Origin of the sequence: Algoriphagus marincola DSM 16067 (assembly GCF_000429405.1) — a bacterium.
GTDB classification, from domain to species: Bacteria; Bacteroidota; Bacteroidia; order Cytophagales; family Cyclobacteriaceae; genus Algoriphagus; species Algoriphagus marincola.
The window spans coordinates 265,208-287,268 of sequence record NZ_KE386897.1 but is presented as its reverse complement, the minus strand read 5'-3'; the positions used below and the strand labels follow the sequence as shown (position 1 = coordinate 287,268).

20 protein-coding genes are annotated in these 22,061 nt (G+C 40.7%); 18 read left to right on the top strand and 2 right to left on the bottom strand.

Annotation, left to right across the window (positions count from 1 at the left end; all coding sequences use genetic code 11):
- Nucleotides 1-158: 158 nt before the first annotated feature.
- The 12 genes from G457_RS0116325 (at nucleotide 159) to G457_RS21745 (ending at nucleotide 12,417) form a co-directional block, all read left to right on the top strand.
- Nucleotides 159-968, top strand: a complete 810-nt coding sequence (locus tag G457_RS0116325) for an HNH endonuclease (protein ID WP_026947416.1) — start codon at nucleotides 159-161, stop codon at nucleotides 966-968.
- 144 nt (nucleotides 969-1,112) lie between these two features.
- Complete coding sequence (locus G457_RS0116320; protein WP_051260866.1) at nucleotides 1,113-1,574, top strand: GNAT family N-acetyltransferase; 462 nt, start codon at nucleotides 1,113-1,115, stop codon at nucleotides 1,572-1,574.
- Nucleotides 1,575-1,578: 4 nt separating this feature from the next.
- Nucleotides 1,579-2,112 carry a dihydrofolate reductase family protein gene (locus G457_RS0116315; protein WP_026947414.1) on the top strand — a complete coding sequence of 178 codons (534 nt, stop codon included), beginning with the start codon at nucleotides 1,579-1,581 and terminating at the stop codon, nucleotides 2,110-2,112.
- Between the two features lie 164 nt (nucleotides 2,113-2,276).
- Nucleotides 2,277-3,416, top strand: a complete 1,140-nt coding sequence (locus G457_RS0116310; protein ID WP_026947413.1) for an FAD-dependent monooxygenase — start codon at nucleotides 2,277-2,279, stop codon at nucleotides 3,414-3,416.
- A 280-nt stretch (nucleotides 3,417-3,696) separates the two neighbouring features.
- The gene (locus G457_RS0116305) at nucleotides 3,697-4,086 is read left to right on the top strand and encodes a hypothetical protein (protein ID WP_026947412.1); all 390 of its coding nucleotides are present in this window, start codon (nucleotides 3,697-3,699) and stop codon (nucleotides 4,084-4,086) included.
- Between the two features lie 57 nt (nucleotides 4,087-4,143).
- Nucleotides 4,144-4,902 carry a type 1 glutamine amidotransferase domain-containing protein gene (locus G457_RS0116300; protein ID WP_051260865.1) on the top strand — a complete coding sequence of 253 codons (759 nt, stop codon included), beginning with the start codon at nucleotides 4,144-4,146 and terminating at the stop codon, nucleotides 4,900-4,902.
- 11 nt (nucleotides 4,903-4,913) lie between these two features.
- Nucleotides 4,914-5,726 carry an oxidoreductase gene (locus tag G457_RS0116295; RefSeq protein ID WP_026947410.1) on the top strand — a complete coding sequence of 271 codons (813 nt, stop codon included), beginning with the start codon at nucleotides 4,914-4,916 and terminating at the stop codon, nucleotides 5,724-5,726.
- A 19-nt stretch (nucleotides 5,727-5,745) separates the two neighbouring features.
- Nucleotides 5,746-6,660: a helix-turn-helix domain-containing protein gene (locus G457_RS0116290; protein WP_026947409.1), complete on the top strand. Its 915-nt coding sequence runs from the start codon at nucleotides 5,746-5,748 to the stop codon at nucleotides 6,658-6,660.
- A gap of 140 nt (nucleotides 6,661-6,800) precedes the next feature.
- Entirely contained in the window at nucleotides 6,801-8,282 is a 1,482-nt protein-coding gene (locus G457_RS0116285; protein WP_248602871.1) for a nucleoside hydrolase-like domain-containing protein, read from the top strand.
- Nucleotides 8,283-8,442: 160 nt separating this feature from the next.
- Entirely contained in the window at nucleotides 8,443-9,009 is a 567-nt protein-coding gene (locus tag G457_RS0116280; protein ID WP_026947407.1) for a class I SAM-dependent methyltransferase, read from the top strand.
- 319 nt (nucleotides 9,010-9,328) lie between these two features.
- On the top strand, nucleotides 9,329-11,488 hold the full coding sequence (locus G457_RS0116275; RefSeq protein ID WP_026947406.1) for a S9 family peptidase: 2,160 nt from the start codon (nucleotides 9,329-9,331) through the stop codon (nucleotides 11,486-11,488).
- A 173-nt stretch (nucleotides 11,489-11,661) separates the two neighbouring features.
- On the top strand, nucleotides 11,662-12,417 hold the full coding sequence (locus G457_RS21745; protein ID WP_051260864.1) for a carbon-nitrogen hydrolase family protein: 756 nt from the start codon (nucleotides 11,662-11,664) through the stop codon (nucleotides 12,415-12,417).
- A 117-nt stretch (nucleotides 12,418-12,534) separates the two neighbouring features.
- Here G457_RS21745 and G457_RS0116265 read toward each other — a convergent pair whose 3' ends face one another.
- On the bottom strand, nucleotides 12,535-13,902 hold the full coding sequence (locus G457_RS0116265; RefSeq protein ID WP_211230239.1) for a hypothetical protein: 1,368 nt from the start codon (nucleotides 13,900-13,902) through the stop codon (nucleotides 12,535-12,537).
- A 271-nt stretch (nucleotides 13,903-14,173) separates the two neighbouring features.
- Entirely contained in the window at nucleotides 14,174-15,061 is an 888-nt protein-coding gene (locus G457_RS0116260) for a nuclear transport factor 2 family protein (protein ID WP_026947404.1), read from the bottom strand.
- A gap of 117 nt (nucleotides 15,062-15,178) precedes the next feature.
- Here G457_RS0116260 and G457_RS0116255 point away from each other — a divergent pair, with 117 nt between their 5' ends.
- The 6 genes from G457_RS0116255 to G457_RS0116220 all read left to right on the top strand — a co-directional run bounded on the left by G457_RS0116255 (nucleotide 15,179) and on the right by G457_RS0116220 (nucleotide 22,022).
- Nucleotides 15,179-15,607 (top strand): winged helix-turn-helix transcriptional regulator, encoded by a 429-nt coding sequence (locus tag G457_RS0116255; RefSeq protein ID WP_026947403.1) that lies wholly within the window; start codon nucleotides 15,179-15,181, stop codon nucleotides 15,605-15,607.
- Between the two features lie 245 nt (nucleotides 15,608-15,852).
- A complete protein-coding gene (locus G457_RS0116250; protein ID WP_246628768.1) occupies nucleotides 15,853-16,161 on the top strand; it encodes a Dabb family protein in 309 nt (102 codons plus the stop codon).
- Nucleotides 16,162-16,210: 49 nt separating this feature from the next.
- The gene (locus G457_RS0116245) at nucleotides 16,211-17,530 is read left to right on the top strand and encodes a S41 family peptidase (protein ID WP_026947401.1); all 1,320 of its coding nucleotides are present in this window, start codon (nucleotides 16,211-16,213) and stop codon (nucleotides 17,528-17,530) included.
- Nucleotides 17,531-17,607: 77 nt separating this feature from the next.
- Nucleotides 17,608-18,168, top strand: a complete 561-nt coding sequence (purN, locus tag G457_RS0116240) for a phosphoribosylglycinamide formyltransferase (RefSeq protein ID WP_026947400.1) — start codon at nucleotides 17,608-17,610, stop codon at nucleotides 18,166-18,168.
- Nucleotides 18,169-18,955: 787 nt separating this feature from the next.
- On the top strand, nucleotides 18,956-20,827 hold the full coding sequence (locus tag G457_RS0116225; protein WP_026947397.1) for a CBS domain-containing protein: 1,872 nt from the start codon (nucleotides 18,956-18,958) through the stop codon (nucleotides 20,825-20,827).
- Nucleotides 20,820-22,022: a succinylglutamate desuccinylase/aspartoacylase family protein gene (locus G457_RS0116220; protein WP_051260863.1), complete on the top strand. Its 1,203-nt coding sequence runs from the start codon at nucleotides 20,820-20,822 to the stop codon at nucleotides 22,020-22,022. The genes G457_RS0116225 and G457_RS0116220 overlap by 8 nt, the downstream gene beginning before the upstream one ends.
- Nucleotides 22,023-22,061: the final 39 nt, after the last annotated feature.

Genomic DNA, 22,061 nt, shown 5'->3' with positions numbered 1-22,061 from the left:
GCAGCAGCTAACACGGGTTTTGCGTCAGGCGGGGTGACGTGCAAACTTGGAGCTTTGTGCTTCGTATCAAGATCAGTGATGATTGACATTTTTGTGCTCCGAAACCCGCCCGAACGCAAAGCCCGAAAACGTTACCTGCAAGCTGAAAAAACGACAATATGAAAACATTCCTATTTGCGTGGAATCCGAAAAAATGGAATTGGACAACTCTTGAACAGAGCATTGACCAAATCGAACAAACAGGTCGAGCTACAGAAAAATGGAGTGTAATAAGTCATAAAAAAATTCAACCAGGAGACAGAGCATTCTTAATGCGACTTGGCGAAGAACCAAAAGGAATAATGGCTGCGGGTTTTGTTGCGACACCACCATTTTTATCAAAACATTGGAGCGGAGAAGATAAATTAGTGAATCGTGTAATGATTGACTTTGAAGTAATTTTAAATCCCGAAAAAGAACCGCTATTGAGTCTTGATATCTTAAATCAAGGCAACTTGGCAAAAGTAAATTGGACACCGCAATCTTCAGGAATTGAGATTAATCCAGATTTAACGGACGAATTAGAAGCCGTATGGTTTGACTTTTTGACAACTCAAGAAATCAGACATAACCCTTTCAAAGAAACTGAAAAGGACGAACAGAAAGTTTACACAGAAGGAACACCAAATCAAGTATTAGTAACTAAATATGAACGAAATCCATTCGCAAGAAAAACTTGTATTGAGCATTACGGACTTTCTTGTTCAGTTTGCGAATTTAACTTTGAAAAAGAATACGGAGAATTAGGTAAAGACTTTATTCACGTTCACCATTTAAGACAAGTCGCTGACATTGGAAAAGAATATAAAATCGACCCAATTAAGGATTTGAGACCTGTTTGTCCGAACTGCCACGCAATGATTCATAAACGAAAAGAACCATATACGATTGACGAACTGAAAGAAAAAATGAAAAAAGCCAGCAGGTAACAATGTATATAAAAAATAGGCGAAATAGTAGTAAAATCAAGGGTTTTAGCTCGTATCAAAGTTCGGGTTTAACTGAAAGTTTGGTGCTTCGAAATCGCCTACTTTTCATATACTAACCGTTGTGGCTAATACAAAAGAACGACAATGGAAAAAGTTGATATTATAATTCAACTATCAAAAGATAACTACCCTTTTGATTTATTGCTTTTAGCAGACGAATCCATAGAAGCAATAAACAAGTATATCAATGACTGCAGTGTGTTCGAAATTTTACTGAATAACAAAATGATAGGTATTATGGCAGTAATGATTAATAATGACAATACTATTGAATTGAAGAATATTGCCATTTCAAAAAGGCATCAAAGGAATGGTTTTGGAAAACAAGCAATCAATTTGCTAGAAAACTTTTACAGAGAAAAAGGTGTGAAAATCATTTATGTAGGCACTGGTGACGCATCTCACAGTCAGCAAAGATTCTATCAGAATTTAGGATTTAAAAAATATGCAATAAAAGAAGATTTTTTCTTAAATAATTATCAAAGTGCAATTTTTGAAAACGGGATTCAATTAAAGGATATGGTAATGTTTAACAAACAAAATTGATTCTATGAAAAAGATAATTTATTACGTAGCAAGTTCTTTAGACGGATATATTGCAGGAGAAAATGATGACATAAGCAAGTTCATTTTGCAAGGCGCAGGTGTTGAAAAATATCAGTCAGACCTTGCGAACTTCTCAACAGTTATTATGGGACGAAAAACTTATGAATTTGGATTTAAATATGGACTTGAACCAGGACAACCTGCCTATCCAAATATGGAACATTACATATTTTCCAATTCACTAAAAGTTGATAACCTATCCAAAACTGTAAAAATTGAAAATCTTAGTATTGATAAAGTAAATAAAATACGACAAAATGCTAAGACAGACATTTATTTGTGTGGTGGCGGACAGTTTGCAGGTTGGCTATTAGAAAACGGACTGATAGACCAATTAAAACTTAAATTAAACCCAATAGTGCTTGGAAAAGGAACTAAATTATTTGGTACTTCAACTGCAAATGAATATTGGGAACTGATTGAAAAAGAATCCTTTTCAGACGGACTTCAAATATTGACTTACGACAAGAAAAAATAAAAAAGTACTAGCCACAACAATGGGTATAAAACATAGGGCGGGCAGTGGTTTCCGCAAGTTTCGGGTTTTTAGCAAGCTTAGTCTCAGTAGACAGGTAAGGAGCTCCGAAATGCCCTACGTTTCATACCCGAGACCGTTGGCAGTAACTTAAAAAAATGACATAAATGAAGATAACAATAATTGGTGGTGGAATTGCTGGTTTAACGACTGCATTATCCCTCAATAAATTAGGGTTTGACTGCGAAGTATTTGAACGAGCAAAACAGCTGAATGAAGTTGGGGCAGGAATTTGGATGCAACCGAACGCCCTTAAAGTTTTAGATTGGTTAGGGTTGGGTGAGCTTGTTAGAGAAAGTGGCACATTGTTAGACCAAGTAGACATAACAAACTCTCAATTAATCCCGATTAAAAAAACAAAACAAGAAGTAGTTCAAGACGAAAAAGGCAACAAAATTGTTGCTATACATAGGGCAACTTTACAAAAAATACTTTATGAAGCCATCCCTAAGGGTATCGTAAATTTAGGATACGAATTCAAATCATTAGAGCAAAATGAAAATCAGGTAAAAATTTCATTTGGTGGTAGGGAGATTATGTCTGATTTAGTAATAGGTGCAGATGGAATAAACTCAAAGGTCAGAGATAATATATTCTCTAATAGTTCAAAAAGATTTTCAGGTCAAACTTGTTGGCGAGGAATTTCGGACATTAGGCTACCTGATGAATTTCAAAACGCAGGAATTGAAAGCTGGGGGAAAAAGATACGTTTTGGATTTTCTCAAGTAACAGAAAATCAAGTCTATTGGTTTGCAGTGAAGAATGCTTCACAAAATGGTACCGACAATATCCTTACAATTAAAGCAGAATTAAAAAATTATTTCAGTGACTTTAATTCTCTAGTCTTAAACATTATAGAACATACCAACGGGGAGAAAATCATAAGAAACGACATTTCAGACCTAAAAAGGTTGGATAAGTGGCACAAAGATAAAGTAGTATTGGTAGGAGATGCAGCACATGCTACAACACCTAATATGGGACAAGGTGCAGGCCAAGGCATGGAAGATGCATATTATTTAGCTAACATCTTGGCGAAACACAACCAAATAGAACAAGCCTTAAGTTTATTTGAATCAAATAGACGAGAAAAAGTAGATTACGTGGTTAATAATTCTTGGATATTTGGGCAGATGGCGCATAATGGTTTCGGTCAGATAGTAATGAAAATTATTATGAAATTGACACCAGATAAGGTAATGAAACAACAAATGAATAAATTATATTCTATTCAGGAGAAGTTTTAAAAAAAGCTACTGCCAACACAGCATATAGCTTATGGCGGGTGAACGGCTGCCAGCAAGGTTTTCGCTTCGTAGCCAGCTTTAGTTTCGGGGGACAGGAAAGTGCTTCGAAACCGCCACAAGCCATATGCAAACCGTTAGGCAAAATGAGAACCAAGATTCAATTCTTTCCAAACAACCAATTCTGTAATATCATTTAGCCTTTCCGCAATATCATTAAGTGTGATGAAGAGCCAAGTTGCAATTTTGTGATGTATTTAAAAATCATCATCAAATTGAAACTATGAAAAGACTTCTCATCATCGCAGCAATTGTTAATTTGGGAGTTGCTGTCATTCACACATTTATCGGAGAAAGTGATATTATCTCACCGCTTTTGGTCACAGACGCTCCAGATACAGTTAGGTGGACACTTCATTCTGCGTGGCACATGATTTCGATAGTGCTCTATCTATCCTCTTTCTCATTGTTATACGTCAGTAGAAAGGATAAAAGCAACCCAATCAGTAAGATTTTGCCAAACTATATTGGTATTCAATACATCGGTTTGGCTATGGTATTTGTGGTAACAAGTATGATATACGGTATCTTCTTTCCACAAATCGTCATGCTGGCACCCATTGGCATCCTAGCTCTACTGGCGGGGAGAATGGCCAATAATAAATCCCAATAAGTTAAAAATAACGGGTTTTACAACCCATCTAAATCATCAACTAAAAAAACAAATACAATGGAAAATCAAGTAATAAGAAGAACTAAGCCATATAAATACCAGCAGAAAAAGGTTCTGTATTTAGTTTCAAACCCAGCGACTCTAAAGGGGTTCCCTGTAGGATTCTTTGCAGAGGAATTGACCAGACCATTCTACGATTTTATAGAATCAGGCTTCAAAGTCGACCTGGCTTCACCTAACGGTGGAAAAGTAGAATTTGACGGATTCTCTGATCCTGCTAATGAAGGAACCATTTATCCAAATGATTTAGTAACGCTAGGTTTTAGCAACCATAAAGAGTTTGGAAAACTAATGGAAAACACCCCTTCTATCAGCGATTTGAATGTTTCCGATTATGATGCCGTATGTGTTGCTGGTGGTGGTGGGCCGTTGGTGACCTTTAAAGACGACACCAACCTTCATAAATTCATTGCGGACTTTTATGAGCAAGGAAAAGTAGTAGGTATGCTCTGCCACGGAACAAGCCTATTGCTGTGGACAAAGTTGTCTGACGGCACCTTACTAGCCGATGGGAAAACATGGACTGGATACTGTGATGCTGAAGAAGAAATGAACAACCAGGCTGCTGGTGGTATCAAAATCAATGAATATACGATTGAAACAGAAGCCAAGAAAAATCCAAATACCAACTATGAAGCAAAAGCACCTTTAACACCTTTTGCCATAAGAGATGGAAGATTAATCACAGGACAGCAGCAACACAGTAGTGCATTGTTTTCTGAATTGGTTATTGAAGCTTTGACAGAATCAGAATAATCCAACTAAAAATGCAAAAAGTAGCAATAATAACAGGAGCAAGTTCAGGAATGGGTAAATCTACCGCCTTTGAACTGCAACAAAAAGGGTATAAAGTTTATGGTATGGCCAGACGTACCGAAAAAATGAACGACCTTAAAGAAAATGGGATGGGAGTCGTATCGCTCGACTTAACCAAAGACGAAACTATTGTAGATGCGGTAAATACGGTTTTAGAAAAAGAAGGTAGAATAGATGTCCTGGTCAATAATGCAGGCTATGGTTCTTATGGTTCAGTAGAAGAAGTGCCTATTGAAGAAGCTAAACGTCAGTTTGAAGTCAATATCTTCGGTTTGGCACGAATCACTCAATTGGTTTTGCCTACTATGAGAAAGCAAAAATCTGGCAGAATTGTCAATATTTCTTCCATGGGTGGAAAAATGTACACGCCATTTGGTGCATGGTATCACGCAACAAAATATGCCTTGGAAGGTTGGAGCGATTGTTTGCGCATTGAAGTAAAGCAATTTGGGATTGACGTAGCGATTGTAGAACCGGGTGGAATACAAACAGAATGGGGCGATATTGCCATGGAAAACTTACATAAAGTAAGCGGCAATGGTCCTTACGCTGACATGGTGAAGAAGGTCATAGATTCTTCAGACAAGAACAATGATAAACTAACACCAGTTGATGTATTGGGTAAAGAAATAGCTAAAGCCGCTTCCGAGAAAAAGCCTAAAACAAGATACCTGAAAGGCTATTTAGCAAAACCACTTGTAGGTATGCGTAAATGGTTGGGCGATAGTATGTTTGATAAAATACTTTTGAGCCAACTAAAATAAACCGTTGAAATGTTAAACTATGGCTAGAGAATTTATCATAAACTCGATCAGTCAAGCCCATCAATCGATGGGCTTACCTGCCCCAAAGCACCCTTTGGTCACAGTGGTTCAAACGAGAGACTTTAACACCCAAAAGGATTTCAATGGTGTCAAAATCATTAATAATCTATATCAGATTACCCTCAAGCAACTTGGATGTGGCAATTTATTCTATGGGAAAAATTCATACGATTACGAGGAAGGCACGTTGGTGTTTACCTCTCCCGGTCAGGTGACTATGTTTGAGGGTGAAATGCCAACAGAAGATGAGTCCAAAGCAGGCTGGATACTGGCTTTTCATCCAGACTTGATTAGAAAATCCAACCTTGCTGATAAAATGAGTCAGTATTCATTTTTTAACTACGAGGTAAATGAAGCTCTGCACCTTTCAGCCGAAGAATTAAAAACCATTGAAGGTTTACTCGATAAAATCGTCATTGAATACAGTCAGAACTTGGACAAGCACAGCCAGAACCTGATCATTTCTAATATTGAATTGTTGCTTGATTACTGTACTAGATTTTACGATCGTCAATTTTACACACGTTCCAATTTGAATCTTGACTATGTTTCAAAATTTGAGAAGCTTTTGAAGAGGTATTATGAAAAGGAAGATGTTTTGGAAATGGGAATGCCAAATGTAAAATACTTGGCTAGCCAGCTAAACTTCTCTTCAAGCTACTTAAGCGATTTGTTAAAGAAAGAAACCGGCAAAACTGCTCAAGAACACATTCACCTTTTTGTAATAGAGAAGGCAAAAAATCAACTTCTAAGTTCTAAAAATTCAATTAGTCAAATTGCTTACTCTTTGGGCTTTCAATATCCGCAGCATTTTAGCAATCTATTCAAATCAAAAACTGGGCTTAGCCCCAGTGAGTATAGAAATTTGAATTAAAATACTGTGCCTAACAAGGTACAAGAGCAATAACGGTTTAGGTGCAAACTTGAACCGTTTTTTGTTTAAATTAAGTAAATTGCTATTTGAAATTTAAGAGCATGAATCCGATACTGTTCTTATACAAACCGTTAGCGGAAATGAAAACGACATCATTAACATCAAGTGAAAAATCAATAAAAAAGAAAATGAAAACACTCACAATTCTTTGTATCACTACATTTTCAATTTTCTATTCTCAAACAGTACACTCTCAAAGCATCACCAAAAATAGAGTGATTATTCTCTCTGATATTGAAGCAGACCCAGACGATGCCCAGTCGTTTGTTCGTTTACTCTTATACGCCAACCAAATAGACATCAAAGGAATGATTGCTACGACCTCTTGTTGGCAAAAAAGCAGGGTGGCACCTGAATCCATAAAGAAAATTGTAAAGGCTTATGGAAACGTACAAGCCAATCTGAATAAGCACGAACCGGGCTTCCCTACTGAAAACGAACTTTTACTGACAATAAAACAAGGATTGGCAAAATACGGTATGCTCGGGGTCGGTAAGGGACAGGATTCAGAAGGTTCTGACTGGATAATAAAAATTCTTGAAGACAATGACCCAAGACCCCTACACATATCCGTATGGGGTGGGGCAAATACTTTGGCTCAGGCATTATTCAAATTAAAAGAAACGAAAAATGCCACGGAATTGAAACGGCTCATTGCAAAATTAAAGGTTTACACTATTTCCGACCAAGATGACAGCGGTATTTGGATAAGAAATAATTTTCCAGACTTACACTATGTAGTAAGCCCTGGTGATGATTACGGCAGTGCAACATGGATTGCGATAAACAATCAAATAAAAGGCATCAGTAATGAAGAAATCAGTAATAAATGGTTAGCACAAAATATACAACAAGCACACGGACCCCTTGGAGCAGCTTATCCAGATGTAGCTTGGGGTATGGAAGGCGATACCCCTGCATTTTTAAATCTAATACCAAATGGGCTGAACAATCCTGAAAACCCTAATTGGGGCGGTTGGGGTGGTCGTTATGAATTATACAAGCCCGATTTTGCAAAGTATAAAAAAGGAAGTTCAGGTGTTCCTTTTGAGCCAGAAACAAGACCTATATGGACAAATGCAACAGACAACTACCGCCATTTCATACCAAATGATTTCGGACGAGTAATTAAATTAGATACCACTCAGTACAACGACAATAAAGCTTCGCTATGGCGTTGGCGTGAAGATTTTCAAAACGACTTTGCAGCACGTATGGATTGGTGTGTAGCGGAATATAAAAATGCAAACCATCCACCTGTGCCAGTAATCAATCAGAAAGATGAAATTACCGTGAAATCGGGTCAGGGATTTGGCATTGATGCGTCAGATACTTATGACCCTGATGGCGACAGTTTTAGTTATTTATGGTTTGACTATCCCGAGGCTGGTACTTATAAAAAAGCCATCAAAGTTTCTCCTGAAAATTATAATAATATTTGGATAACGGCACCCGATGTGGAGAAAAAAGAAACTGTACATATTATTCTGAAAATTACAGACAAAGGAACACCTCAGTTATCAAGATACAAAAGAATCATTGTAACTATATTGCCGAAATAGAATCACTTCCGCTAACATCGTATTGGCAATAGTGGGGGTGACAGTTGTAAACTCAACATTTGTAATTCTATTGGGCATTTGTGCAAATGTTAGGCTGACGTTTTTCAAATGCCCCACCATCGCCAATACGTAGCCGTTGTGCTAAATGTAAAAAGACCGAATGACAGTAACCTATGACAAATACTATCAGACAGCAAACTTATTCGGAGAACCTTACCCAGAATTGATTGAGTTTTTTGCTGAATTTCCAATAAAAGGTAAGGTGCTTGACCTAGGCTGCGGACAAGGAAGAGATGCAATCGCTTTGGCGCGACTTGGCTACTCTGTGACAGGCATTGACAACTCGCGAGTCGGAATCGACCAAATGAATGAAATCGGACTAAAAGAAAAATTGGATTTGGTTGGACAAGTCGGAGACATTTACGCTTTTGACCGTTTTAGTGAGTTTGAATTTGTTCTTTTGGACAGTATGTTTCACTTCGCAAAGAAAGACAAGGAAAAAGAAATTAGACTGATTAAGAAAATCGTCTCGGATCTAAGAAAAGGAAGTCTTATGGTTGTTTGCATTCAAGACATAAAGGAAAAGGCCCAAATCCTCAACAAAGCAATTGACTTTGAAAGAAAACGAAAACGTCTTATTGAAAAGGTCTTCAAATACATTTTTGAAGACAAGGACAGCGGACATAAATCTGAAACTGATTATCGAATGATAGTAATTGAAAAATAAAGAAAAACACCAAGCACAACATCGGCTTCCATGAATAATCAAAAGTTCATTTTTTAGCAATATTTCTTTGTTTTGCCTGCCCGTCCGGTCAGGCGGGGCTATATTTGGTCTTCCTGAGGCGGACAGGCTTGATTGGCTACTTTTTGGCCTGCCTTCAATAGACAGGACTGATTGGAAGAAGTCAAGAATGGGTAAGAAGCTCCCCTAAGGATGGATTCCCCACCTCCGGTCGGCAGGTCCACTAGCCTTATTATTATTCCATCTCATTTAGCTATTTTGAGCCGAATAAGAAATTTTACCCGAATTACTAAATAAACACATGCAACAGATTTCTTTTTGGCGAATATGGTTCATGGTAGGTTTTCTGATAGCGATTTTTACAAGCCTCCAAGCGCAGGAAGCCGAGCTCACACTGGATGACCTATTTGCAAGGCCAAAACTGACAGGAACAAGCCCTTCTCAACCTGTCTGGGCACCGAACAGCGAGTACTTTGCCTTTTCATGGAGCGAACCAGGAAACTCTGGGCGTGGCCTCTGGGTATCCATGAGCGATGGGGAAGGATTACGCCTTATTTCCAATACGAAATCCCCGTCAGTACGCGATATAGCCTGGACCGACGCAAATACCATCCTCAGCCTGCGAGGTGACCAGCTATGGCAGACATCAGTCAGCAAAGGAGTTGACCTTCAGTTGATGCCCGTCGAGGCAGGTGCGAGTAATCTTTCGATATCGCCAAGCGGTAAGCAAGCGGCGTATATACAGAACGGTGACCTGTGGCTTGCTGACCTCTCTTCCAAACAGAATCGCCAACTCACCGAGATCGGCATCGCCCCTCTCTCTAGCTTACCAAAGGGACGTTACAGCCGTGCGGAACGTGAAATCGGTCCGGGCATCTGGAGTGGACCAACCTACAAATGGTCCCCGGATGGCATGACCATCGCGATTCATGTGGTGGACCGAAGAGAAATGCGAAAGGTGCCCTTCCCGGATTACCTCGATGCCGAAACCAATCCCAACGAGGTACGTCGAAGTTATCCCGGTGATCCAAACGAAATTCGAAGGGTTGGCCTACTCGATGTAGCAAGTGGCAACATCAGATACCTCGATTTGCCGGACCCGCATGCGAATCAGGTCATCGACTTCAACTGGTCACCGGATGGGGCTTTGCTAGTGGATATCGCATCCGATACGGCGGTTGAACGGATGTTGTTCGTCGTTTCACCTGGAGAAAGCCAAGTGAAAGGGATTTGGAGAGGCGTTCGGGAAAGCCGCATGTACACATCCTTTGGATCTTCTTGGCATCCGGATGGGCAGCAGGTCGTTTTCTTAAGTGATTTGGGTGATCGCTATGGACTTTATACGATCGACTTCTTATCTTCTAAGGACCGCCCGCAGCTCCTTACCGATCCATCCTATGATGTGCTCTCCTCCCCCATTATTGCTGGGGATGCACTTTTTTATGCCGGCAACGGCGTGAATCCCTACGAACAACACGTGTATCGATTGAAAATGTCCGATGGTGAACCCGAGCAGTTGACGCAGCTTGCTGGACAGAATATTGGCTATCCTTCACCGGATGGCAAGCACTTGGTGTTTATGCACAGCAACGATACCTCACCACCCGAGCTATACGTGGCAGGAAGCGAGGATGGTACTACTAAGAAAATCACCCATTCACCCTTACCCGCCTTCACGGAGCGAACCTGGACTGCTGCGGAATACGTTAGTTTCCCCAGTTTGGTAGATGACTATACGTTGCTTGCCCGGATTCTGAAACCCACCAAAATGCAGCCCGGCAAGAAGTATCCAGTGCTCTTTGGGCCCGTGTATTCGAATACTGCGAGAAACCGCTGGGCTGGCAACTACAGTCTCGTACAGCAGCTGTTGGTAAAGAAGGGGTACATCATCGTGCAGGTAGATTCACGGGGTAGTAATGGATATGGGAGGGCATTCCGTGAAGAGTTCCTACTGGGCTTTGCTGATCAGGACATTGAGGATTATGCGAGTGCTGTTGCCTACATGGAGTCCCTGGATTATGTCGATCCCGATCGCATCGGCATCTGGGGCAGCAGTTACGGGGGTACACTATCCGTTTATTCGCTGTTGATGAAGCCGGGCTTATTCCAAGTGGGTGTAGCTGCTGCGGCGGCTGTGGACCCGATGTTTTTTGGTACGGACGATGTGGCTATAGTACGTACCCCACAGACAGATCCGGAGATCTTCGAAAGAAAAGCCCTCAAGTATGCAGCAAATCTGCAAGATAAACTCCTGTTTATCCACGGTATGCAGGACCATGTGGTACCCTTTAAGACTGTAGCCGTGCTAGCGGAAGAACTGATCAAACAGGGCAAAGACTTCGATTTTGCCTTTGCACCAGGAGCAACGCATGGATGGAGCCGTGAGCAGCATTACGATCGCTACCTGTTTGGTAAGCTAATCGAATACTTTGACCGGCACCTAGCCGAGCCGTCAAAGTAAATACCTGACAGCCGGCAGGCAGGGATTGCATCCCGACCGACATGACGGGACAGGCTGTGGCATTTAAAAATCAAATGATAAAAAGATGAAATCGAGCATGACGTACCCTTCACACCGAGGTATGACTATAATTTCGAGATTTCATGTGACCGCTAAAAACAAATTATAAACACATGAAAGTCTGCATTGCACAAACGAAATCCGAAAAAGGAAATATCCAAAGGAATATTGAAAGCCATTTGGAGTTGATCAAGCGTGCAATCCAATTAAAAGCTGATTTGATCATCTTTCCTGAATTGTCTATTACAAACTACGAACCCGAATTAGCCGAGGAATTAGCGACAGACATCAAAAGCACTATTTTTGATCCATTTCAAGAGCTTTCCAATAAAAATAAAATAGCTATTGGAATCGGAATGCCAACAAAAGCAACCGAGGGAATCAATATCAGTATGTTGATTTTTCGACCCAATAAAGAAAGGACAACTTATGCCAAGCAACTATTGCATGCGGACGAGCTCCCTTATTTTGCAAGGGGCAAATACCAAACTTTCTTTACCATGGATAGAGTAAAAATCGCTGTGGGAATCTGCTATGAGACATTGCAAAAAGAACATTTCTTAAATGCCAAAAATCAAGGAGCCGATATTTACATTGCCAGTGTAGCCAAACCAAAAGGCGGAATTGAAAAAGCATACCAACACTTTCCTGGCATTGCAAAGGAGTTCAAGACGCCCATATTGATGTCAAACTGTGTGGGGCATTGTGATAACTTTTTGAGCGCTGGACAAAGTGCTATTTGGAACAAAAAAGGTGAGTTAATTGATCAACTTGACGCCACTAATCAAGGACTTTTGATTTTTGACACGAAAACAGAGCAAACTGAAAAAGAAATAATAGCCACCAAAAACATGGTATCAAATGAATAATCAAAAGTTCATTTTCTAGCACTTTTTGCTAGCTGACTTTTGAGTGGACAATAATTTATTTTCAAAAGGAAGAAAGAATTAATTGTCGTTCTTTATTCCTTCTCTTCGAATGAAAGATCAATCATTCCCAACAAAATTTGCTCTCCCGAAGAACCGTTGATTCACGAAATTATTGAGATTGGAGCCAAAGCGGTAATTAAATCCAAATCTCGTATCGATGGTATAGGCAGAGGGCAGAGTGACTCTCCCACTCAAAATATCCTGTTCGGTAAAATCTCCAGATGCAAGGTAAATCTGGTCCTTTACATAGTTGCCCTCTGCTCGTACATAAAAAGAAAAGTTACCGGTCACCCGGACTTCAGCGCTGATATTCAAACCGGTGGTCCAAAAGCTAAAATCATCCAAATAGTTTCTGAAACGGTAGCCAACTTGAAGATTTCCCCATCGCTGAGTTAATCCTAGACTGGCTCTCAGACTTTGGAGCGCTCTGGTCTCTTGATTTGCACCATAAATCGTTTCTTCGACATAGGTATTATTCCTCACCTCAATCCCATAGTTCAATCGCAGAAACCTAGAATTTTGCTCTGATTCCGGATAGAAATTGTACTCAATTGCCGGTCTGAAGCTGACTTGAAACTGGTAATTGAAGCGAGTGTTCTGCCGACCATCCAAATCGTATCCGTAAGACCATTGAGGCGAAATAGACTTTACCAACTGATGTCCAAATCCAAATTCTGATACATCAAAATCACTCTCAACTTCGTCGATAATGGGGTTGCCATTTTCATCAAGAACCGGGTTTCCATTCCCGTCGACTCTGGGTTCCTTCTGAACCGTTGTTCTTAGCCTTTCATTTATTCTGCCGGATATATTGATCTTCCAATCATCTGTGATCCGGTTGACATTGATATCTGCACCAAAATTGATGTCTCTGCTTAATTCCTCTAATTCAATATTAGCATCACTGCCAATATTAAAAACCCAGTAATCCCATGGATCTACCATTTCCAGTTCAGTGTCTTCGAGAACGCTTGGGCTAGTCTTCATATTGATATCAACTATCTCCCCTGCCTTGGTCTTTGCCACGTACGGAGCCAAACCTAATTTGATATATCGGGTCAATTTTTCACGTACTTCAAAGTCGGTATCCGTCTGTTTATTATTTACATAAAGAGTATCAGTTCTACCTGCATGAAGGTTTTGTTGACCTATGAAAATAAGTTGGTATTGTCGTCCTCCTCCACCAGATTCATTATTATTGATAAGCACAAACACATCAGCCAGTTGATTATCCCTGTAGAAGTCCACTGCCGTAATTTCTGTTCTAATAAAATCCATATCACAGCCTCCATCTCTTCGTTCACAGCCATCGATAAAGACCCGAAGTTTATTGGGAGGGGTGGTATTACCGATCAAGGTTTGACTAATTGCATAAGGAGTTAAGGAAAAGATTATCAGGACCAATAATAGTGGTGTTTTTCTCATTAGATCAAGGAGTAATTAATATGGACCGTATCCTTAAGGTCAGGCTTGGATACCAGCGGTCGCGACTATATTACCAATCTGAAGTGAGAATAAGTACACATTTCCCACAAAAGTGCAAAGGAAATGATTGTCGGTATATGAGGACAATAAATCCAAGGAATGACTTTGATAGAACTGTCGAGTTTATAATCAGCTTTTACTTCTAAACACAAAAAATCCAGAATGAATCGCTGAATTCATTCTGGATTTTATTAAAAATTCCTGAGGCTGACTAAAATCCAAGCATTCCGTTTGTATGTGCCAACCCTTCTGTGGGGATTTCTTGAATCACATCCCAATGCTCTACAATCTTGTCGTTTTTCATTCTAAATAGATCATAAAAAACGTGTTTCTTGCCCCCATTCCATTCGCCTTCACTCACCGTAAGTACAAAATTTCCCTCTCCCAATACTTTGTGGATTTTGGTGTACTTAAACATATTTCCCTGTGAACTGAGATATTCTACCGCTTCCACTATGCCAGTCAATCCATCTTTGATTTGTGGGTTGTGCTGATGATACTCTTCGGAACTGATGTACTCACCAATCTTCTCTGGATTTTTACCCATCAGAACATCTTCTACAAGCGAAATAGCCAATTTCTTATTCGCTTCAGTCTTGTCTAAATCTTCAGAAATAGTTGGTCCGTCAGTTTGGCTCCTACCACTTGCTGTTTCTTTGACCAAGACTGTCATTGCATCCCAATGCTCGGCCACTTTGCCGTTTTCAACCACGCGGATGATATCAAAAGCCACCATTTCATCTGCTCCAAAAGGCTTGGCATTTTTCCAGATGTTGTGCATAAAAACAAAGTCTCCGTCCTGGAACATCCGCACGTTTTCGGCATAAGTCCCATTTTCTTTCAAAACAGGCAATAACCCAATAAAAGGCTCTAATCCAGTCGGCACGTATGGATTATGCTGAATGTAATCGGCATTTGCAAGTTGGCGCATGGTCTCAGCGTCTTGCTTGGCAACAGCTCCTAAGAAGGTGCCTACAATTTCTTTGTTATTCATTGTTTTTTCTGTTGAAGAATCATCCTCGTCTATTGATTTACTTTGACTCATGCCACAGGAAGCGAGGATACCTGCCAGCAGAAATACAGTGATTGCTTTTTTCATTTGATCTGAATTAATTACTTTTGATTTGCAAGTAAAAGTATATAATTACTTTCAATTTGCAAGCAATAATGAAAATAAATTTCATTTTGCAAGTAATTTTCAAAAAAGCCATATCAGATGCGACAGGATTTCAGATGTGATTGTCCCTTTACTTCAGCCTTGGACATTCTAGGAGACAAGTGGATATTGGTGATCATCAAGCAAATGCTGATTGAAGGCAAAGAAACTTTCAAAGACTTTGCCGAAAGTGAGGAAGCAATTGCCACCAATATTCTATCCGCAAAACTCAAATTTTTGGAGGAAGTGGGAATCATCATCAAAACAAAACGACCGGGAAATAAAAAGACCAATCTATACTTATTGACAGAAAAGGGATTGGCTTTGACGCCTATCCTTGTAGAACTTGCTACTTGGAGCGATAGCCATTTACGAGACCTCCACCCTACTATTGTGAACGGAGAATCCATGGAGTCACTTCGCAATGATAAAACAGCATTTGCAAAAGCCCTGGATAAAAAATATAGGGAAAAGCTAGCTGGGAATTGATCTCGGTAAGTTTTCAACAGACTTCATATCAAATTGCAATATTCAGAGTCTACTTATTGTGAATTGCCTAAACTTTCACTTCTGATTCTCAAAATTGAATTATACTATTGAATATCAAATTCTGCAGAAAGCCTATCTTTAGCCATTCAACAAGCCTAAGCATGATACAGCGAAGAAATTTCTTAAAAACTATTTCCGCAGCCTCTGCAGCTGCTTTCTTACCTATTAACTCAATTGGACAAAACATGAAAAAACAACCGATGATCCACCAAGTTTATTTTTGGTTACATGATGAAAATGACACCCAAGAATTCCTAACAGCGGCAGTTCCTATGCTGGGAAAATGCAAAACTGTAGGAAGATTCATCGCCGGTACCCCTGCTGATACCGAAAAAAGAGAGGTGGTTGATCATTCATGGCAAGTATCCTGCACGCTCTTTTTCGATAGCCTCGAGGACCAATTAGCCTATCAAAAAGACCCCTTGCACTTGGAGTTTATTGATAAATATTCTTCCATGTGGAAAACCGTAAAAGTGTACGACATCGCGATCTAATGACATCCGCCTCAAAGGATATTTCGTAAATACCATAAAATCAATAGATATGAGGAAAATAAGATGGATTATTGGGTTAATGGTCTTGGTTATTTGGTCCTGTCGGACTACTGATGACCCAACTCCAAACCCGCAGTCTGATGTGGTGAAGGATGCTATATTCTCGACCATGCAGGAATGGTATTTCTGGAATATGGAGCTTCCTGGAGAAATTAATACCGCACAGTACGCGAGCAATGAGCTGTTGTTGGAAGATATTATTTACAAGCCGCTAGACCGCTTTTCATATATTACCACGCAAGAGGCGTTTCAGAATGCCTTTGTAGGAAGAAATGCGGGACATGGTTTCGGCTTTGCTTTTGACCAAGATGAGCGTCTGTTCCTGACCTTTGTATTCGACGAAGCACCAGCTGGGAAAGATGGCTGGCAGCGAGGATGGGAAATCATCGAGATCAACGGAAAACCTCTTGCCGACTACAAAACTTCCTCTGGCGGATACAATTTCGATTTAGGTCCTCCAGACCCAGGGATCAGCAATACCTTTACCTTCCGACTTCCGGATGGCAGCACGACTACTCGGACGAATACCAAAGCTGAATATCAATCCAATTCGGTACTCTACCAGAATGTCTACCCCATAGGAAATAAAAAAGTAGGGTACTGGGTCTATCAAAGCTTCAAAGCCACGGCTGGGCTTACTCCAACCCGAAGTCAGGAGGTGGAAAACTCCATGAACTACTTCACCGGCGAGGGGATTGATGAATTGATCATCGACCTGCGATACAATGGCGGGGGCTCGGTAGCTGTCGCCGAACAAATCCTCAATTACTTAATCCAGTCCTCGAACTCCGGGAAAGTGATGTACACCAATAAGCTGAACGAGGATAAATCAGAGCTAAATCAATCAGAGAATTTCTCCAAAATCGGTTCGCTGAACCTATCTCGAGTAATTTTCATTACGAGCCGTGGTTCCGCCTCCGCTTCCGAATTGGTGATCAATGCACTGGATCCCTACATGGATTTGGTCTTGATTGGAGATAATACCTTCGGCAAACCTGTGGGCTCTTTTCCCCTATCCCGATACAACCGCACCTTGGCTGAAAACGATGTTGAATTAGTACCCATCACTTTTGCCACTGCAAATGCAGAGGGTAAGGCTGAATATTTCGAAGGATTCCCTGCTACATTCTCCGTCAGTGATAGTCCGAATATTCCTTGGGGTGACACGAGAGATTCCCGACTGAATGCTGCCCTTCAATTTGTTCTAGATGGCATCATCAATGGTCGTTTACAGCAAGATTTCTACCGTCCATCTTGGGAGATGATCGACTCTTTTCATGGATTACAGCAGGAATTCCCCGCTTATTAATTTCAAAAAGATTTCAAAGGCCGCTCTTTTTCTAAAGCGGCCTTTCTTAATTTAGCCCTGCAAATAAAAACAGCACTGTGCAAAGATTAGCCATTCTCGCTTCCGGTAGCGGCTCCAATGCCGAGAAAATCATGGAGTACTTTCAAAAAAGTAAAAAAGCTTCTGTGGCCTTGATTGCTTCCAATAAAACAGATGCCTTTGTTCTGGAGCGAGCTAAAAAATTTCAGGTACCCACCTTTACTTTTTCAAGAAAGGAAATGCAGGAAGGAAAGCTGCTGGAGAAATTGAAACAAGAAAAGATCGATTGGGTGATTTTGGCAGGTTTTCTTCTGAAAATCCCGGAAGACTTGATTCGGGCTTTTCCTGATCGAATGGTGAATATCCATCCTGCCCTCCTACCCAACTACGGGGGAAAAGGAATGTATGGAATGCATGTGCACGAAGCGGTCAAAGCAGCTGGAGATGAATCAACAGGTATCACGATTCATCTGGTCAATGAAAACTACGACGATGGAAAAATCATCTTTCAGTCAGCCACAGCCATAGATCCGACTGACACTCCAGAGGATATCGCCCAAAAAGTGCATGCCCTTGAGCATCGATACTTCCCTGAGGTGATTGAGAGTCTGATCAAATAAAAGATCAAGTACTGTAAAAACCCCTCTAATTATCAGCAAAACAAAAATATACTTCTTGATCTGCCTAATCGTGACGATAAGTGTTTTATCCTTCTGGTCACTGGCTCACCTTTGCTGTCGCTTCCCTTGGATACCAAAGGTAAAATCCCAATGGGAACTCCAATCACCTGGATGGGAATCATTGCTCTTCCTTTATCGATTTATTGGGGAGTGGAAAGCCTAAGAAAGCCTGGGACTTTATTTCATACTTTTCTTGCTGCTTTATTAAAATTGCTGATTCTTTTAGCGATTCTTTGGGTGCCAATTTCCTTTTTAATCGTTGGCAATCTTTCTTTTGAGGGTCCGGGGCAAACAATGTAATGGTTTTGGAGGTTAAGCCATGGAATCGGAATCGGATCCATTTTGACACTGATTACCTATTGGGTCTCTTTGCTTTTCAAAAAAAGATAAGGATTCTCTCATGCACTTTTCGCTATGAAATTAAGACCTCTAAAAATTGGGGACTTGACCCTCAGACCCAAAATGTATCTGTCACTTTCAGGGGCTCTACTTATTTTTGGATTGGGTATAGGAGTTACAGTCGCCTCACCGGGCAATTCTAAACTTGCCTTGATATTATGTTCTCTGATAAGTTTAGCAATTGTATTCTTTGTTATTTTTAGAAAGTAAGATTACCAACGAAAATCATTATCAGGCCTTGAATTTTTTAAAATCATTTTTGATCTTGAGTACAGGGAGATAAAACCCTTCTAAAAGAAAATAGCTTCACTTTTCAATCACCTAATTTATGGGCGATCAGCAGGTCAGTTTAGAAAATAATGCTCAGGCAAGAAACCTTTTTATCAATCATCTTCTAGAGGACCTGCAAGCATTGGAACTACTCGTCAAGAAAGACCTGCTGGAAAAAGGAGTCACTCGAATAGGAGCGGAACAGGAGTTTTGCTTGATCAATGAACATTACCGTCCCTCCAATCAAGCAGCTGCTGTGTTGGAGGATGTACAGGACGAACATTTCACAACCGAATTAGCCAAGTATAATCTGGAGATCAATCTGGATCCAATCCTTTTCGAGGGGAATTGCTTCGAGGAGATGGAATCTCAGTTGCTAGAATTACTAGAAAAAGCCAAAAAAAGCAGTGCGAAATTTGAAGAACGAGTTCTGCTCACTGGAATCCTTCCAACGATATCCATGGACGAAATCAGTCTCGAATACATGACTGAAAACCCACGCTACTTGGCATTGAATACCCTGATGCGGAAAGCCCGAGGAGGAAATTTCCGGATGAGTTTTATGGGTGCCGATGAGCTTTCCATTGTCCATGACTCGGTCATGTTTGAAGCCTGCAATACGAGTTTTCAAATGCACCTTCAGATACAGCCTGATGATTTTGAATCTGCATACAACTGGGCTCAGGCGATTTCAGGGCCTGTTTTGGCTGTCTGTGTCAACTCGCCACTACTTTTGGGAAAGGAGCTTTGGAACGAAACAAGAATCGCACTTTTCCAGCAAAGTATCGATACTCGGAAAGTTTCTAAAGCACATATTACCAAGCAGGCGCGAGTTTCATTCGGTAACTCCTGGGAAAAGGGAAACATCGTAGATTATTTCAAAAAACAGCTTTCTAGCTACCGAATTCTACTCATCAAAGAAATCGAGCAACATGCTTTGGAAGAATTGGAAGCAGGCAGAATCCCCAAACTCAAAGCGCTCAATCTGCAAAATGGCACCATCTATCGCTGGAACAGACCCTGCTATGGCGTTTTGAATGGAAAACCTCATCTACGGATCGAAAATCGCTACATACCCTCGGGTCCCACAGCTAGGGACGAGATCGCAAACTTTGCCTTTTGGGCTGGTTTGATGCAGGGAAGACCAAAGGAATATGATAATCTACCCGAGCAAATGGAGTTTGAAGAAGCAAAATCCAATTTTGTAAGGGCAGCACGCTATGGAAATGAAACCTGCCTAAACTGGATGGGTAAAAGCATCCCTGCAAGCGAATTAATCCTAAATGAATTACTACCCTTGGCAGCTGCTGGCCTGCAGAAAATGGGACTTGCCCAAGATAGTATAGACAAGTATCTGGGAATCATCCGATACCGATGCCAAAAGCAAACAGGATCACAATGGATGATCAAAAACTTCAGACATCTCAAAAAGAAGTACAAAACCGATGATGCTATTGTAGCCTTGACTCAAGCCATCTACGAGAATCAACAAGATGAAACGCCGGTTCACCAATGGCCGGAAACCCATCAATTTGAAGCTTTTGAAACTAAAGCCGGGAATGTTGGACATATAATGACCACAACGCTTGTAACTGCCGATTCCTTGGATTCAGCCAAGTTGACGCTGGAATTTATGCATTGGAATAGGATTCATCACCTGCCCGTTGTGGACAATAAAGAGCGCTTGGTAGGGATCATTACTTATAGTCATCTTCGGCAGTTTTGGGATAAAATCCACGATAACTCCTCGGAGCTATTTGCCCAGGATATCATGGTAAAGGAGGTAATTGTTGCAAAGCCCTCCACACCAATCAAGGATGCCATTACACTGATGAAAGAAAAAGAAATTGGATGCCTACCGGTAGTTCAAAATGGCTATCTCGTCGGAATTATCACTACTAAGGATTTGGAAAACATCAAAAGTGTCTGAGCTAAGCCCGCCTATTCATACCGATTTTGACTTTGATCGCATCATAGACCAAATAGAGGGAGAATTGCCTGGGCCACACCTGATCTTCTTTGCCGGAATTCACGGAAATGAACCTTCGGGAGTTTGGGCCTTAAGGAATGTCCTTCAAAGAATTCGAAAGGAAAAAATCCCCATAAGAGGAAAAGTAACAGCTCTAGCCGGAAATCTCCGGGCACTCCAAAAGGGCAAGCGATTTGAAGAGAAAGACCTCAATCGACTTTGGACCAAAAAAAATATTGCAGCACTTTCAAAAGACAACTTCCAACCTGAAAATGAAGATGAAATTGAATTAGCGGAGCTATTTGCCCTGATTCAGGAGGTTATTCAAAACCAATCAGGTCCCTTGTATTTTTTCGACCTACACACGACTTCCAGTCAGTCCATCCCTTTTATACCGGTCAATGACAGCCTGATTAATCGTGCTTTTGCGCAGCAGTATCCCCTACCGCTTATTTTGGGCATTGAGGAATATATCGAAGGACCGGTGCTTTCCTATATCAATGAATTGGGTTTTGTATCCTTTGGTTTTGAAGGAGGTCAGCATACAGACCCTATTTCTGTCCAAAATCATGAACGATTCATTCAGCTTTCTCTTGCTTTTGCAGGAAGTTGTGACTCCAAAAACATGAAGGTTGAGGAGAGTTTGAAGGTCTGGAAGGAGGAATATGGTTATTTCCAGGATTTCTATGAGATCTTTTTCCGATTTGAGGTTGAGCCTGAGAGTGAATTCAAAATGAATCCAGGGTTTAAAAGTTTTCAGGAGGTGACAAAGGGAGAAAAACTTGCAATTTCTGGGGGTAAAGAAGTGCATTCACCTAAGAACACACAGATTTTTATGCCGCTTTATCAAGCTCAAGGTAGGGATGGATTTTTCCTGATTCGGAAAACACCCCAGTTATTTTTAAGCCTATCTGCCTTTCTTCGGAAAAGAAAACTAGACCGACTCATCACTTGGCTACCAGGAGTGCAATGGGCATCTCCGGAAAAAGATGCGATGCGTGTGGATTTACGTATTGCAAAATTTCTGGCCAAGCCTATCCTACACCTTTTCGGGTACCGAGCCATGCAAAAAAGCGATCATTATCTGATCATTTGGAATAGGGAATGGAGATCCCGATTTAAGGATTATCAAGAAGAGGACTGGTATCAAGTCTGATTCCCTTTGTACTAATCGAGATTTCTCACAGAGCTTTTG